The sequence below is a fragment of the Opitutales bacterium genome (genome assembly GCA_013215165.1).
Lineage (GTDB): Bacteria > Verrucomicrobiota > Verrucomicrobiia > Opitutales > JABSRG01 > JABSRG01.
In genome coordinates this window covers 1-13,577 of the sequence record JABSRG010000044.1, presented here as the reverse complement: position 1 = coordinate 13,577, position 13,577 = coordinate 1, and the positions used below count along the sequence as shown (strand labels likewise).

At 47.7% G+C, this 13,577-nt stretch carries 19 protein-coding genes; 7 read left to right on the top strand and 12 right to left on the bottom strand.

Annotation, left to right across the window (positions count from 1 at the left end; all coding sequences use genetic code 11):
* The first annotated feature begins 3 nt into the window (after positions 1–3).
* The 7 genes from HRU10_10480 (at position 4) to HRU10_10450 (ending at position 6,937) form a co-directional block, all read left to right on the top strand.
* Complete coding sequence (locus HRU10_10480) at positions 4–939, top strand: hypothetical protein (GenBank protein NRA27659.1); 936 nt, start codon at positions 4–6, stop codon at positions 937–939.
* Positions 940–1,096: 157 nt separating this feature from the next.
* Positions 1,097–1,747, top strand: a complete 651-nt coding sequence (locus tag HRU10_10475; protein NRA27658.1) for a hypothetical protein — start codon at positions 1,097–1,099, stop codon at positions 1,745–1,747.
* Between the two features lie 2 nt (positions 1,748–1,749).
* A complete protein-coding gene (locus HRU10_10470; protein ID NRA27657.1) occupies positions 1,750–3,012 on the top strand; it encodes a hypothetical protein in 1,263 nt (420 codons plus the stop codon).
* Positions 3,009–3,818 carry a hypothetical protein gene (locus HRU10_10465; GenBank protein NRA27656.1) on the top strand — a complete coding sequence of 270 codons (810 nt, stop codon included), beginning with the start codon at positions 3,009–3,011 and terminating at the stop codon, positions 3,816–3,818. Before HRU10_10470 ends, HRU10_10465 begins: the two co-directional genes overlap by 4 nt.
* Positions 3,811–4,857 (top strand): glycosyltransferase family 4 protein, encoded by a 1,047-nt coding sequence (locus HRU10_10460; GenBank protein NRA27655.1) that lies wholly within the window; start codon positions 3,811–3,813, stop codon positions 4,855–4,857. Before HRU10_10465 ends, HRU10_10460 begins: the two co-directional genes overlap by 8 nt.
* Positions 4,857–5,960 (top strand): glycosyltransferase, encoded by a 1,104-nt coding sequence (locus HRU10_10455; protein NRA27654.1) that lies wholly within the window; start codon positions 4,857–4,859, stop codon positions 5,958–5,960. The genes HRU10_10460 and HRU10_10455 overlap by 1 nt, the downstream gene beginning before the upstream one ends.
* Positions 5,957–6,937 (top strand): NAD-dependent epimerase/dehydratase family protein, encoded by a 981-nt coding sequence (locus HRU10_10450; GenBank protein NRA27653.1) that lies wholly within the window; start codon positions 5,957–5,959, stop codon positions 6,935–6,937. The genes HRU10_10455 and HRU10_10450 overlap by 4 nt, the downstream gene beginning before the upstream one ends.
* 34 nt (positions 6,938–6,971) lie before the next feature.
* Here the strand turns inward: HRU10_10450 and HRU10_10445 are convergent, their stop codons facing one another.
* From HRU10_10445 to HRU10_10390, 12 genes are all read right to left on the bottom strand, one after another.
* Positions 6,972–7,676, bottom strand: a complete 705-nt coding sequence (locus HRU10_10445; protein ID NRA27652.1) for an exosortase-associated EpsI family protein — start codon at positions 7,674–7,676, stop codon at positions 6,972–6,974.
* Positions 7,677–7,757: 81 nt separating this feature from the next.
* Positions 7,758–8,120, bottom strand: coding sequence for a four helix bundle protein (locus HRU10_10440; GenBank protein NRA27651.1), 363 nt, complete (start codon positions 8,118–8,120; stop codon positions 7,758–7,760).
* Between the two features lie 397 nt (positions 8,121–8,517).
* Entirely contained in the window at positions 8,518–8,709 is a 192-nt protein-coding gene (locus HRU10_10435) for a type II toxin-antitoxin system HicB family antitoxin (protein NRA27650.1), read from the bottom strand.
* A 361-nt stretch (positions 8,710–9,070) separates the two neighbouring features.
* The gene (locus HRU10_10430) at positions 9,071–9,529 is read right to left on the bottom strand and encodes a PIN domain-containing protein (protein NRA27649.1); all 459 of its coding nucleotides are present in this window, start codon (positions 9,527–9,529) and stop codon (positions 9,071–9,073) included.
* Positions 9,519–9,746 (bottom strand): plasmid stability protein, encoded by a 228-nt coding sequence (locus tag HRU10_10425; GenBank protein ID NRA27648.1) that lies wholly within the window; start codon positions 9,744–9,746, stop codon positions 9,519–9,521. The genes HRU10_10430 and HRU10_10425 overlap by 11 nt, the downstream gene beginning before the upstream one ends.
* A 104-nt stretch (positions 9,747–9,850) precedes the next feature.
* The gene (locus HRU10_10420; GenBank protein NRA27647.1) at positions 9,851–10,039 is read right to left on the bottom strand and encodes a hypothetical protein; all 189 of its coding nucleotides are present in this window, start codon (positions 10,037–10,039) and stop codon (positions 9,851–9,853) included.
* A 436-nt stretch (positions 10,040–10,475) separates the two neighbouring features.
* Positions 10,476–10,775 (bottom strand): hypothetical protein, encoded by a 300-nt coding sequence (locus HRU10_10415; protein ID NRA27646.1) that lies wholly within the window; start codon positions 10,773–10,775, stop codon positions 10,476–10,478.
* On the bottom strand, positions 10,772–11,425 hold the full coding sequence (locus tag HRU10_10410; protein NRA27645.1) for a nucleotidyl transferase AbiEii/AbiGii toxin family protein: 654 nt from the start codon (positions 11,423–11,425) through the stop codon (positions 10,772–10,774). The genes HRU10_10415 and HRU10_10410 overlap by 4 nt, the downstream gene beginning before the upstream one ends.
* Positions 11,426–11,527: 102 nt before the next feature.
* Positions 11,528–11,764: a hypothetical protein gene (locus tag HRU10_10405; protein ID NRA27644.1), complete on the bottom strand. Its 237-nt coding sequence runs from the start codon at positions 11,762–11,764 to the stop codon at positions 11,528–11,530.
* Positions 11,761–12,270: a hypothetical protein gene (locus HRU10_10400; protein NRA27643.1), complete on the bottom strand. Its 510-nt coding sequence runs from the start codon at positions 12,268–12,270 to the stop codon at positions 11,761–11,763. The genes HRU10_10405 and HRU10_10400 overlap by 4 nt, the downstream gene beginning before the upstream one ends.
* Before the next feature lie 199 nt (positions 12,271–12,469).
* Positions 12,470–12,799 carry a DUF5615 family PIN-like protein gene (locus tag HRU10_10395; GenBank protein ID NRA27642.1) on the bottom strand — a complete coding sequence of 110 codons (330 nt, stop codon included), beginning with the start codon at positions 12,797–12,799 and terminating at the stop codon, positions 12,470–12,472.
* Positions 12,796–13,026, bottom strand: coding sequence for a DUF433 domain-containing protein (locus tag HRU10_10390; GenBank protein NRA27641.1), 231 nt, complete (start codon positions 13,024–13,026; stop codon positions 12,796–12,798). The genes HRU10_10395 and HRU10_10390 overlap by 4 nt, the downstream gene beginning before the upstream one ends.
* Positions 13,027–13,577: the final 551 nt, after the last annotated feature.

The window sequence follows — 13,577 nt, the reverse complement described above, 5'->3', positions numbered from 1 at the left end:
AAGATGAGGGTTATTTTTATTAACGGGCATGCTCGGAGCGGTACTACTTGGCTTGGTAAGATGCTGTCGCTGTGTGATGGCGTGCATTACTTGTTTGAACCCTTCTCTAGTAACTTTAAGCCTTTTACTGGAATTAATGCGCAAGATATTGTAAAGCGAATAAGATGGACCAATTTAGACAAAGGCAGAAAGTTTGATTGGGATTTTTTGGATAACCAGTTCTTTATTCGAAATGGAAAGAATCAGTATTGTGAGGCATACAAAGACATTCTCCGGGACCATATTAATAAATTTATTAATAATGTTTCAGCCGACACCCTCATCATAAAGCAACCTAGAATCGAGGCTCATGGTCTGTTTTGCAGCGTTTTTTCTGACTGTGAGTTTACGAGTCTTTTTTTAGATCGCTGTAATTATGGAGTGATTGATAGTCATTCGTCTGGTATGTATTGGGATTGGGTTTATGAGGATTGGGCCTTGTATGAAAATTCATTGAAAAACGATAGCTCTATCTTTCTTTTGAAGGGGCGAAGACCATGGGCTTTATTGAATGAGTTGGTTAATCAGCGCCGCGATTTTCTGGAGCATATGGTTCGTGAGGATATGGATGCGTTTTCGATTACTTATGAAGAGATTTGTCGGGATCAAGAAGTGATATTTAACCTTATAGATCAAATGGGGCTAATTTTAAAGAATGATGCTAGGACGGAGATTCTTCGATTCTACAGCGTTTCGAACCGTGGAGATGGTCATATGATGGAGCTGAAGAGGGTTCCCAATGAGCAGGCTTTTAGATGGAGGAGCAATTTGCCTAGGCAAATTCTGCGTGACTTTAATTTTCCTGAAGGTGCGTCTGGCCTGAATTGGATCGAATCGATAAAATGGGATATTCGCTTTCAACTGTATTGTTATAAGCGCAGTCGGAGAGGAATGGTATGATATGTTTCTTCTGGAAAACATACTAAGTATTTTTGCATATCCGCAGGGAGAAAGATCTTCTATTTCAAAGATTGTAGGTCTTGTTCTATCTCCTTTTCGCCTCCTGAATTTTAATCGGCTCGTGTCGACACTTAGACAGAAGGCTAGCCGGGTCCATGTGGTAGCTTCAGGTCCAAGTTTAAATATTGCAGAATTAAATCTTAATCTTAATGCAAAAGACCATGTTATTGTTTGTAATAGGGGTTACAGGATTATAGATTCTATTAATTCAAGTAATGTTATTTACTATTTCTGTGATGAGAACATATCTGAAGATTCTGGTTTGGAGCAGATTGATTCATCGGTTGTCAAGATCACCTCTTATAATCGTGTGAATAAGGAATTGATTTCATGTGGGTTCTATTTCTTTAATGAAAATGAAGTGATTCTTAAGTTGTTAGGGTTCTTAAAATCTCCTTTAGCTATGGAGAGTGAAAGAAGCAGGTGGAATCCATCAGGGGTAATCGAGTTTTGGGGTCACGGATTTGCAGGGTTTAGACCATACTATACAGTTCTTTACTCAATTTTGCAATTTGTGTCGAGTATAGGCTATAAAGAAATCTTTATATATGGCTGTGATTTGGACTACAGGCCCGGTCAATGTGAAAATTATAAAGCAGAAATTTATGATGCCTCTGATAAGCAAGATCATGAAGGCCAGGCGCGGGCCTCGGAGATGAGAGATACTTTGCTGTTTGCAATTAAACAGTTGAGGAGGCAGGGTTCTGTCGTAAGAAATGGATCCGCCGCAAGCCCATTCAAATTCTAGAAATGAAAAGCAATATTAGCAGACTCGGAAGTGTCTCGATAATTATATCTTCCTTTTTACTTTTCGGTTTTGTTCCACTGACCTTGTTTCCGAGTTTTTTCCTTACGGCGATTTTTTCTGAAATAGTCATTTGGAAGGAGTTGATTGTTTTGGGGACTTCCGTCTGCTTTGTCTTTTTTGGCAGGAAGGAACATTTTGATAAGGTGACGTTGTACGAGCTTTCATTTGGATGTTTTTGTTGGGGAGGACTGTTCGTCTCTTCTTTGATTTTCAGAGATGTTTCATTGTTCGCATGTTTTGGCGGATCAATTCCGTATTTGATTTTTATTTGGTGCTTATTTGTTTTTAGGCAACTAAGAAGGGAGGCTATGTTATTGGTTTATTTCGGCTTGATCTTAGCAATAGGTTTCGTGTCATTTGGAATTATTTATGATGCTTTGACCGGGGCTTTTCTTCATATCCGAGCAGGCGGGGTTTATGTCGAGCGGGCTTTCACCGCTGTCGAAGAATTTAGGAGGCCAGGATTTCTTATGAGTGGGTCTACGGTTGCGTCACTTTACCTATCAAGTGTCACTTTTTTAGCATATGTAGGCATGTTCAAAATCACTGGATTGAAATGTCGGTTTATTATTTACTGTGTATGCGCGCTAGCCGTTCTTTCAGTTCTTGTGACATTGGGACGAGTCGGATATGCTGGGATAGCAGTATTTGTTGTGACTTTATCTGTTCTTAGTGTTGTATTGGGGCAGTGGAAAACTTTTCGGTCAATTACGGCTGGAGGCTGTGTTGTTTTGTTGATAGTAGCCACCGCTTTGCTAGGTAACGATTATGTTCGATCGTCAGTAGAAGTTCGTTTTAAGCAAACCTTTGGTAAAGGAGTTGTGTCTTCAGCTGCCGATCGCCAACGGATTGATGCATGGAAGAATGGCATTATAGAATCGGTTAGGCAGTTACCTATTGGTGCAGGTATAGGACAATCGCAGGGGCGTTTGGGCAACAGTCAAAATGTGAGGCACTTTGAAAGCGGAGTTATTAGCTTTTTTTACGAATCTGGGGTCTTTTTTATCCCCTACATATCATTTGTCTTATTGCAGGTTTTTAAAAGTATGTTCAATCTGATTAGTTATAAGGAGGGAAAGGCAGTCGCTGTCGGTCTTATTTCGTGTTTATTTGCAGTCTCCTTTATGGTATTCATTAATCCCATTTTGGGTGAAGTTTTTTTTGCGGTGTATCTAGCGTATCTAAGTAACTATTTGTCTTTATGAGACCATTTCATCTGTTAGTTGTTACTCCTACGTTGGGTAAATCGACTTTTTTTGAAGAAACTCTTGCTTCATTAGATCGAGCGCGGAGTGCGGGGGTTCGGCTTACTCATGTAATCGCTTGTCCAGGAAGGTTAATTTCAGAGATTGCCTCAGTTGCACAGAACTCTTTGGTCGTTGATGAGGGGGAATCATGTCGTTCTATGTATGATGCAATTAATTCTGCTGTTGCTCAGACCAATTTTGATTGGTCGCATTTTACTTACATTAATGATGGCGATTACTTTTCAAAGTTTTTCGCAAATTTTTGTAACATTCTAGATGATCAAATTTTCGATATTGCCTATGGGTTAGTTGATCTAGTGGACGAGAGCAGTGAAGTAATTAGTCCTATTCCCATATGCCGAAAGATTAGGCATCTCTCGGCTTTATGGAAATTAGGGAAGTCGCCCTTTACGCAGCAGGGAACGGTTGTTTCTCGCGAGTTTTACTTAAAGTTGGGGGGGTTTGACGGTTCTTACAAATATGCTGCCGACATGGACTTTTGGTGTCGTGCAATTAATCACTCACCCCGTTATTATTTTCACCCGGAGAGTGTGGCTGCATTTAGGCTTGTAGCAGGGCAATTATCAGCAGATCGTACGGATTTCGATTCTGAGACAATAATGATCTCCAATAAGCTCAATGCTCCGTCGTTATTTTTGAAATATGAGTCGCTAGCGTTTTTCTATGCTGACAACATTAGCCGCTATTTGAAGAGATTCAGCACGGTGGGCTTTAGGAGAGGAGCGCAATTATACGATGCCTGATTATGTGGCCTTAAATACTAGGTGCCTAAGGCAGCCGACGACGGGTGTTCAGAGATACGCGTCTGAAATTGCCAAACGAATTGCTTATAAGGTTGAAGTCACTCCCACCCATTCTCTATTTTTCGGCGGAATATTGGGACATTTGTGGGAGCAGTGCTTCTTGTTTTTCGTTGTGAGAGAACGGCTGCTATTTTCTCCTGCAAATTCAGGACCGTTGTTGCATCCTAATCTTGTCATTACAATTCATGATGCTGCTACTTTAGATCATCCCGAGTGGTTCTCCAAAAGTTTTGCTTTGTGGTATCGATTCCTCGTGCCTCGTTTGCTCAAACAAGGAAAAGCGATAATCACAGTTTCTCAGGCTTCTAAGGATAGGCTGGCTTATCACGTCCCTAGTTCAAGAAATAAGATACATGTAGTTCATAATGGGATCGGAGAAAATTTTTGCAGAAAAAGCTCGATTGAGGTCAACCAGGTGAAGGCAAAATTTGAGATTTCTGGTAGGTATTTTTTATATGTAGGATCGATTGAACCTCGGAAGAATTTGACAACTCTTTTGAGTGCTTGGGAAAAGGTTTGGCCCCAACTTGATGCTACGTTGATTCTTGCTGGAGGAGCTTTAGATCGGGTGTTTTCTGAAGGAAATCAATTAAAGGTTCCCGCGGGTGTAAAGGGCATTGGTCGCTTTGAAGACGACGACCTGCCTGCTCTTTATTCTGGATCAGTCGCTTTAGTTTACCCCAGTTTGTATGAAGGGTTTGGTTTTCCAATTCTTGAGACTATGAGATGCGGTGGAATTCCGATTTTTTCGTCAATACCTAGTCATATCGAGATCACTGCCGATATGAATAGTGAAGACTTGTTTTCATTTCAACCTCTTGATTCTGATGTGTTAAGCAGAATTATGATCGAGGTGGTTCGTCTGCCGGCAGAAAGAAGGGCTTTACTTGGCGAGAAATATCAGTGCCATGCGGAGCAATTCACGTGGGAACGATGCGCGCAGGCAACTTCAGATATTATCGAAAATTTACTTAAGTAATGAAGATTGTACATGACTATATGATTCAAATGGGAGGTGCTGAGCGTGTTGTTGCTTTGATGGCTGACACTTTTCGTGAAGCGCCGCTTTATACGAGTGCCACTGAGTACGAGACTCTGTTTCCTGAGTTTCAGGGTCGTGAGGTTGTGAATACTTGGATGCAGCGTATATCCGGGATTGAAAGATGCTTTAAAAAGCTTTTTCCCCTTTATCCCTTCGCGTTCAAGGGGCTTGGTAAGATTGATGCGGATATTGTCTGGTTAAGCAGTAGCGGGTTTGCCAAGTGGACGGAGTTTACGAAGAATACTCCAGTATTTTGTTATTGTCATACCCCTCCTCGGTTCTTCTGGCAGCCTGACTCCTACCTGCCTCTCGAAGTGCCCAATAGGGTTTTGCAATCGGTGGTTCGCGCACTTTTGCCGGTGTTTCGGAAATCGGATTACAAAGCGGCGCAAAAGATGACTCATTTTATTGCTAACTCACGGGCAGTGCAGCAACGGATTAAAGAGTTTTATCATCGTGATTCGATGGTGATTAACCCTCCGGTTAATGTAAAACGGTTCGAGGTGTCGTCGAGAACGGATGATTATTTTCTTATCGTATCGCGTTTAGTTGGATATAAAAGCCTAGATCGAGCAATTGTGGGCTTCTCGAAGTTAGGCAAACGGCTTGTAGTGGCTGGAAATGGACCGGATGAGGCGCGGTTGCGTTCACTAGCTGGACCGACGGTAGAGTTCAGAGGCAGGGTCTCGGATGATGAAGTCACTAAGTTAATGCAGAATTGCTACGCTTTGGTTTTTCCCGGCCTTGAAGATTTTGGTATTACTCCAGTCGAGGCTATGGCTTGCGGTAAACCGGTTTTAGCCTTTGGTGGCGGCGGTGCGCTTGAGACTGTGGTGGCAGGAAAATCGGGATTGTTTTTTTATGAACCCACTGCCGAAAGTCTTGCTGCTACGATTTCAGAGTTTGAGAGACAGACCTGGATACCGTCGGAGATTCGACAAGTCGCGGAGAGGTTTTCTGAAGAGATTTTCCTTGATAAGATGATTGGGTATATGGAACAGAAAACCGGACTTGATCTTTCGCGGCAAAGACAACTATGAAGACGGCATTCATTTTCGGAGGAACCGGGTATATCGGTGAACGAACGTGGAGGCGGTTTCTCGGGCGGTTTGAACGGATAGTATTGGCAGAGACACGGAATCCCGCAGAGACGCTGCCTGATGGGGTTGAGTTTGTGAGTTGTGATGTCCGTGAATCTGTAATCGAACAATTGGCCAGTACGATGGATGCGGGTGTGCCGTCGGCTGGGAGCTGGATTTTTCACTTTTCCGCGGTGCATCGGGAACCGGGACATGCCTTTCAGGAGTATTTTGACACGAACATCCCCGGAGCTGAGCACGTTACGGCCTTTGCCGAGAATGTGGGTATCCCGAACATCTTTTTTATCTCGTCGATCGCCGTTTACGGTGAGACGCAAGGCGCGACGGACGAGACCACACCCAAATATCCGAGTTCCGGTTATGGCATTTCCAAACTCACTGCTGAGCTGATTCATGAGCGCTGGGCGATGGCCAATCCTTCACGCCGGTTGGTGACCTGTCGGCCGGGGGTGGTCTATGGTCCGGGTGATCCGGGGAATATCCTGCGAATGATCCAGGCGGTGAAACAGGGAATTTTCTTTTTTCCGGGGAATCCACAGATCTTTAAGAGTTATGCCTATATTGAGGGCCTCTTAGACAGTATGGAATTCACCATGGCGCGGACGGAGCAGATTATCCGCTACAATTATGTGGAACATCCGACAGAGCCGCTTAGCAAGCTGGTGGAGCATGTTGAGCGAGTACTAGGCAAGCGCTCTCGCACGATACCGCTACCGTTATGGTTACTGGTTCCGGCCGCGTATCTGGTCCAGGTGCTTACAGGGGGAAAATCGGCGATTCATCCCAAGCGGGTGCGGAAAGCAGCTATGTCGACCCATATCGTGCCACAGTGGCTCATAGATCATGGCTTTGAGTTCAAATATGATTTCGCAACGAGTTTAAACGACTGGAAAGCGAAGAAACCCGACGATTTTTAGATGTTTTGAAATGAGCGATAGGTTTCCTCAGTGCCTAGCTCTCAACCGGCGGCGTAACCCGGGCAATCTCTGCCAAGTGCTCCCGGAGGGGTGCGGTTGAGGGTTCGTTGAGGACAATGCGCACATCGCGATTGGATGAGACGCGGACAAAGAATTGTTCGCGTTTCTGGTTGAGGCCGAATTGCTGGATTGTTTTTAAGAAATTTAGGGAAGGGGTGACTGCGCGGGCATCGTTGCGCTCGTTGGTATATATGTCATTCCCCACGACGTGCCAAAAGACGACGGATTGTTCGGTGTTGTTTTTCTCGAAGATGCGGAATTCGGCGGGGTGGGCGTCGGTGGCGAAGACTAGGTCGAGGTCGATGCCATGCTCACGGACTTTGGGCTCCCAACCGTTGAGGACCCAGCAGATGTCGGGGGTGTGCTCGTGGGCTTGTTTGATGGGGGCGGAGCCGGGTTTCCAGTAGGCGATGTAGAGGATGAGTTGGGTGCTGCCTCGGGTATAGATGCGGCTGACGTAGTCGTCGAAGTCGAGCATTTCTTCGACGCGCCCGCGGAGCTCTTCGGTCTCGGCGAGGGGGAGGTCTTTTACCGTCCAGCCGGGGAGGTCACGCGGGATGAGGCTGTCGAGGGGTTGGGTAATCGAGGGCTCGGGCTGGGGACGGACGGCGTCGAAGATCGCGAAGCTGATGGCGGAGAGGATGCCGAGGATGGGGAGGGATAAAAAAATGATTCTCATTTTTTAGAATTAAAAATTGTGAATTGTGAATTATGAAAAGATCCCCTTATCAGCAAATTAGGAGAATCTGATATCGAACTATCATCGGTTTCTCATCGATTGCTTTTTCTTTTTCGTGATGGATGTAAATATGGCTATGAGTTGTTGAGTTTCGTCTTGGAGAGGAGCCAGGCGATTTTTAGGAAATATTGCCGTTTTTTCCATGAGCTCCAGCCAGTATGCAGATTCTTCGAGTTCCTTCAGTGATATAGCGAGTTTGGAGATGAAGTCGGCATCGCTTTGGGCGCGTTGAGCCTCTCTAAAGTTAGCACCGACTGAAGTTCCAGATCTTAAGAGCTGTTTGCCGATGATTTGTGCTTCTGTCTCGCGCGGTAAGCTTCTAAAGCATTCGATGATTCGAATCGCATACTGCATGGTGCGCTCAACGAGATCCTTCTGGGGCATTTTTTGAATTATGAATTCTTAATTGTGAATTATGAAAGCTGACGGAGCTGTTTACCAATGATTTGTGCTTCTGGATTCGATGGTAGGGCTTGGAAAAGCCTGATTATGCGAAGGGCGAATTGCTTCGTTCGATTTCCGAGGTCGCTCTGGAGCTCTTCGGGCATGAGGTGAAAGGAGGAAGGCAAAGGGTAGAAGGTGAAAGTGGGATGGGAAGAGAGGGAGAACTCGTAAAGTTTTGCCTTTTGAGCCGCGAGTGTTGAGTGAGGTCTTTGAGGATCTTGCGCGCGAGGTGCTCGTTAATTTCTCGATGTCGGGTTGTGGTAGATGTCGTGTCACGCTCCATTACGCAGCAGTATGCATCCTGCTTTTTCGAGCTGAGAGACTAAATCTCTGCGTTTCATGCTATATCTAACTCGGCGACCCGCTTTATTCCAGGAAGGGTTTCGTCGGAGAAGGATCGGAACAGGTCGAACAAGTGCGCTTGGAGGTCTTCAAGATCGGTGCCCTGAGTCCAATGCTCGGGAAACTCATTCAGATATCCGAGTAGCCTGCCGTCCGGCTCAGTCCAGTAGGTGTATAGTATCTTCACAGTCGAAAGATAAAGAGCAGCGGTGCAGAGAGCAAGGGCCTGAGCCGGATGAAGGATTAAGGTTGAGGGATTAAGGATGACGGAGCGCGGAAGCGCGTAGATGGTGAAATGCTTTGCATTTTGGTCTTTAGGCCGAGTGAGTGGGCGCCCTTTGGGCAGTGATGGAGCAATTATGAATTGGAGAGGGGAGAGGTCAGGACATAGGTAAGCCTTTAGATCTCGAAAAATCTTTCTCGGTCGCCGTCTCGGGAATCGTGCTAACTGCAGGGGACTTGGAAGTATGGATTATCCGACAATGGGCTTTTTTTTCGGGATCGTTATCGCTATCGGTGAAGTAAAGGGGCGGCGGCATTTCTTAATTCTAAATCATGAATTCCTTCGGTCGGGTGCAGGTGATTTCTGGGAAGGGGGCATAGTCTTTTGGGTTGCTGGTGAGGAGTTCTGAGAGGCCGTGGGCGATGACGGTGGCTGCGATGTTGGCGTCGTGGATGCGTTTGCCGTGAAGTTCATGGGTGCGGATGAGGCGGACTGGCTCATCGGCGACGCTGCGGGTTTCCTCGAGGATGAAGAGAATGCTGCGAAAGGTGTCTATGTTGTCCGCGGCCGCTTCCGGGCTTAGATCTAAGCCGTTCTGGACCTTGGGGCGCGTGGCGACGACAGCGTATTCGCGGAGTACCTGGCCGTTCACATAGCCTGTGTGCGCATCGCTCATCATTGCTTCCAGTATGGCAGTGCATTGAGCGTGCTCGGGACGATCTTGGTTCGTCGCCGCGAGCAGGATATTGGTGTCGATGAAGACCTTCTTCGGTTCAGCGTGCATCGTGCTGATAGATGTCATCGCGCGACAAGGCGCCCGATGATGAGCCAGATTGGGCGAGGTGGAGCTTGAGCTTGCCGGCTTTCGGGAGGGGTGTGTGTGCGGCGGCAGTGAGAAGGTATTTTATTTCCTGTTGCAACGATCGGTGATGAGCCGCAGCGCGCAGTTCCAGCCGATTGAGGATTGGCTCAGGAACATCGCGGACGTGTATTGCTTTCATATCGGTATCATTATGATAGTGTGCTGGGGTTCAAGTTTTAAAGATGACGCAGGACTGAAACGGGGGGCAGGTCGGACATAGGTAACGCTTTAGCTTCCCTTGTTTCACGACTCGGTAGATTGCTTGAGCATGGACTGGATTGCGGGTTTCAGGATGAGGAGTCGGCGGGTAACGGCGTCGACGGTCTTGGGGTCGTTGCAAAACCCATCATAGTCGACGTCGGCAGTGTAGCATTCTACAACCTCGATCGATTCGAGAATGTCTTCTAAACGCAAGGCCGGGTCACGCGACATCTTGTAGGTCGGGTTGGATGCGTTTGAGGAAGCGCTTGGGGCAACTGGCTCGAGTGACCAGGTCGACTGGGCATTGGAACCGGTCTTCGAGAAAGCATTTCAAGCCCTCCGTAGTCCAGGAGACCCGGTAGGCGGCTAAACTCTACCATAAAGTCGAGATCTCCGCGGGTCGGTTCGCCGCGGCTGTCGGAGCCAAAGAGGGCAAGCCGCTTTACGCCAAACTGGTCCAAAGCTGGACGATGCTGGGTGAGGGTGTCTCGGATGCTAGCGGGCTTGGGGGCATTTTTTTGAATTTTGAATTATGAATTGTGAACTATGACGGAGCGCGGAAGCGCGTAGATGGCAAAATGCTTTGCATTTTGGCCTTTAGGCCGAATGAGCGGGCGTCATTGGGGCAGTGGTGGAGCAATTATGAGGGGGCTTTGCCTTCTGCCCTTTAAATTTTGATATTCTCCAGTTTTCGTTCGGGAAGGGGCGGTGGGGTGTAGCGGCCGATGACGAGATTCCAATAGGCCCAGGAGCGTTTGTCAAAGATGCCTGGGGGTGCATGGTCGAGGCACTCCTGCAGTTGGGTGTCGTCGATTTGTTCCCGCAGGGTAAAGATGTCCTCGGGCGTGCCATAGGTGAGGATGTAGGCTGCGAGGCGCGGAATGTCTTGGACTGCCTGTTCCGGGGGTTCAAACCAGATGCAGCGACGGGTGGCTCGTGCGAGGTCCGGAGTGAGCTGAATCTTCATGTGTCTGATTGTGGGATTTTCGGGAGGGAGTGCAAATCAACGCGTCGCACGGCGTCCTGAATTTTTTTTCTAGTTTGCATGTCGATGCCGTGCACGTCGTCGAAGTAGGACATTGCCTTGAGAGCAATCTGGGGATTGAAGGGGTCTCCATAGATCGCCTGCCCCGCACTTAGGGCCAACTCAAGGCTGGTGCCATGTTCGAGCAGCGCCGCAATGTCGGCATAATCTTTCCACTCGGCTCTCTTTTGTATGACGCTCACCTTCATGCCGGCGAGATCCGTGAGAGAAGCCACCTGAAGGTGGTTGTCTCGGCTGCGCAGCGGGGGTAACAGTCGAGGAATGGAAGGTAGACCAAAGAAGGAGAGCGAGACATCTCCCGATCGGTCTACGATGGCAGTCAATGTGTTCTGCTGTCGCTGAGTGACTCTGGCCCCTTGGAGGCAGGGTAGTGTGCTTAAGAGGTCGTCGGGGTCGAAGGGCATTGGGCTGAAAAAGTCGAAATCAATACTCTCGCGGTGACCAAGCTGAAGCGCTATCGCGGTGCCTCCGTAAAGGACGAAGCTCTCGGGTATCTCGCTCAGTTCAGGCCAGAGGGCTCGCTGCTGTGTTGGCAGTATGTCGAGTCGTGGTTCAAAGAATGATTGGGTCATCGATGAGCTTGTCTGGTTGCCTCGGAAGGATAAAAGGTGAAAGGAAAAAGGTAAAATGGAACAAAAGGAAAGAGTGGTAAGGTCGGCGGGAGACTTTGCCTTTTACCTTTCATCTTTTTGCTTTTCAGCCGGGTTTACGAGTTGGTCGGTATTGGGGTCAATGTAGGGTTGGCCGTGTTTCTGTCGTTGTTGGATTACCTGATCGAAAAAAGCGTTCATCTCCTCGTTTGCCTGGAGTTTTTCGTCAAAACTGAGCCGTTGCCATGCGCGGAGGCTTTCCAGTTCGCTACCCGTGAATGTGCATCGTCGCCAATCGATTTCTGTGTCGAAATCACTCATTCCCCCGAAGCCTGCTGAATTTGGCGTAAATACTCAACGTCGATCTGGTCCTTGGGGCGATCGGCTGTCTGCTTCATTGCGATCAAGGTAGGTATGCTTGCAAAACGTATAGGAATTTTATGCGCGCCGGTGAGGTCGCATTTTGCGGCGTCCCATTCGCTCTGGAAGTCGAAGGGCTGTTGAATAAATACATCGATTGGGGTGTCTGGGTATGTTTTGCTCCAGAACTGTAATACCTCCATGTTTTTCTCACGGTGCCATGTGTTCCGAAGTTGAGTATCACTGAACTGCTCGACCGTCACCGGGGCAATGGGGCGATAGCCGATTTCACCGAGTGCGGTGAAGGCTGATTTGATGTTTTCCGGTATCAGCTCCACCACCAGATCAGCATCCCGCGTAGCTCTTAGGTATCCATGTGCGATTACTGCCAGTCCGCCGACAACGATGTAGCGTACTTTGTGCTTCGCGAGCGCGGCAGTGATGGCGTGGAATGACGACGCTTTCATGATTTAACTTTTGTTCGACGGTAGCCACCCCACATCGGTTTAGACATGACGGGTCGCTGAAAACACCGCCTTTTACTTCTCAGGCTTTGTCATTTGAACGGTGCGCCCTGCGAGCAGTGATGGATCAATGATGATAGAGGGTAGCGGAGAGGGCGGAGCAATTATGGACTATGACATTTTGGGGGAGTTTGAAACAGGTTTAACGGAGCTCGACGATCCGTTGATTTTGAACAAAAGCATCTGTAATTTCCGACCAATTCCGGTTGATATGTGTGATCAAGTCTGATGTGCGGCAGTTTCCTAATCGAATCCAGAGCAGGCGCCCTTCGTCTTCAGGGCGCGACGCAAGGAGAAAAAAGTCTTCATCTTTACTGATTACGATTCGGTCCTCTTTTTGAGCGATTACCCAAAGTTCATGGTCGCTCTTTTGTCCCCATTTTTGTTCGAGCGCATGAATAGCGTCCATGTTACGGCCTCGGAGCCAGCGCGCCAGAGTGAGTGGGCATTGGACGTCGATTAAAAATTTCACGCAGCACCGACGATAATCGTATGGTCAGTCTGCTGCGCGGCATAGGTGAGGGCAGCTGTGATGTCGTCGGTCTCCAGAAAGGGATAGTCCTCAAAAATCTCCTCATGGGTAGAGCCTGCGGCGATTAGACTGAGAAGATCACTTACCCGGAGGCGATAGCCGCGAATACAGGGTCGCCCGCCACACTTTCCAGGCTCAACGGTGATGCGTTTTAGGAGATCGCTCATGGATTCAAAGTTGATGGTATAATGGGTAAAGTCGAATCCGATTTTCAAACCGTTCAGGTCAGGATGTAGTTGAAATTTTAGGTTTTGATGGCGCGTAGCGAATTAGTTTCTGTCGCGGGAATCGGGTTTGCCGCGTAGATCGCCGAAAGCGCTGAGGAGTGGTCTGGTGAGCTGCGTTGGTTCTTGAAAAGTCATTACGTCTCCGCGCGCTTAGCGGCGCAAGGTGGAGCTCTGGAAAAATCTCTCACAGAGGCACTGTGGCACGGAGGAGTGTTAGGGTGAGTTTTTGTGCGAAAGCGGTAGATTTATTGTAGTCGATCTTTGTCTCAAGAATCGAAGCAGCGTAGCGGAGAAGGCGTGTTAGATATGACAGGGCGCTGAAAACATTGCTTTTTGAGTGTTGTTCGTGGAGCAGTGTTCGGTGTTCAGAATGTTGATATAAAGGAAAAGGTAGGGAACGGCTTTCAGTCTTTCGGGTTTGTGAGAGGATTGATTACTTGAAGGAAATCGAATTTTCGGAAGTCGGTGTCGGCCGTGTAGATACGGTGGAC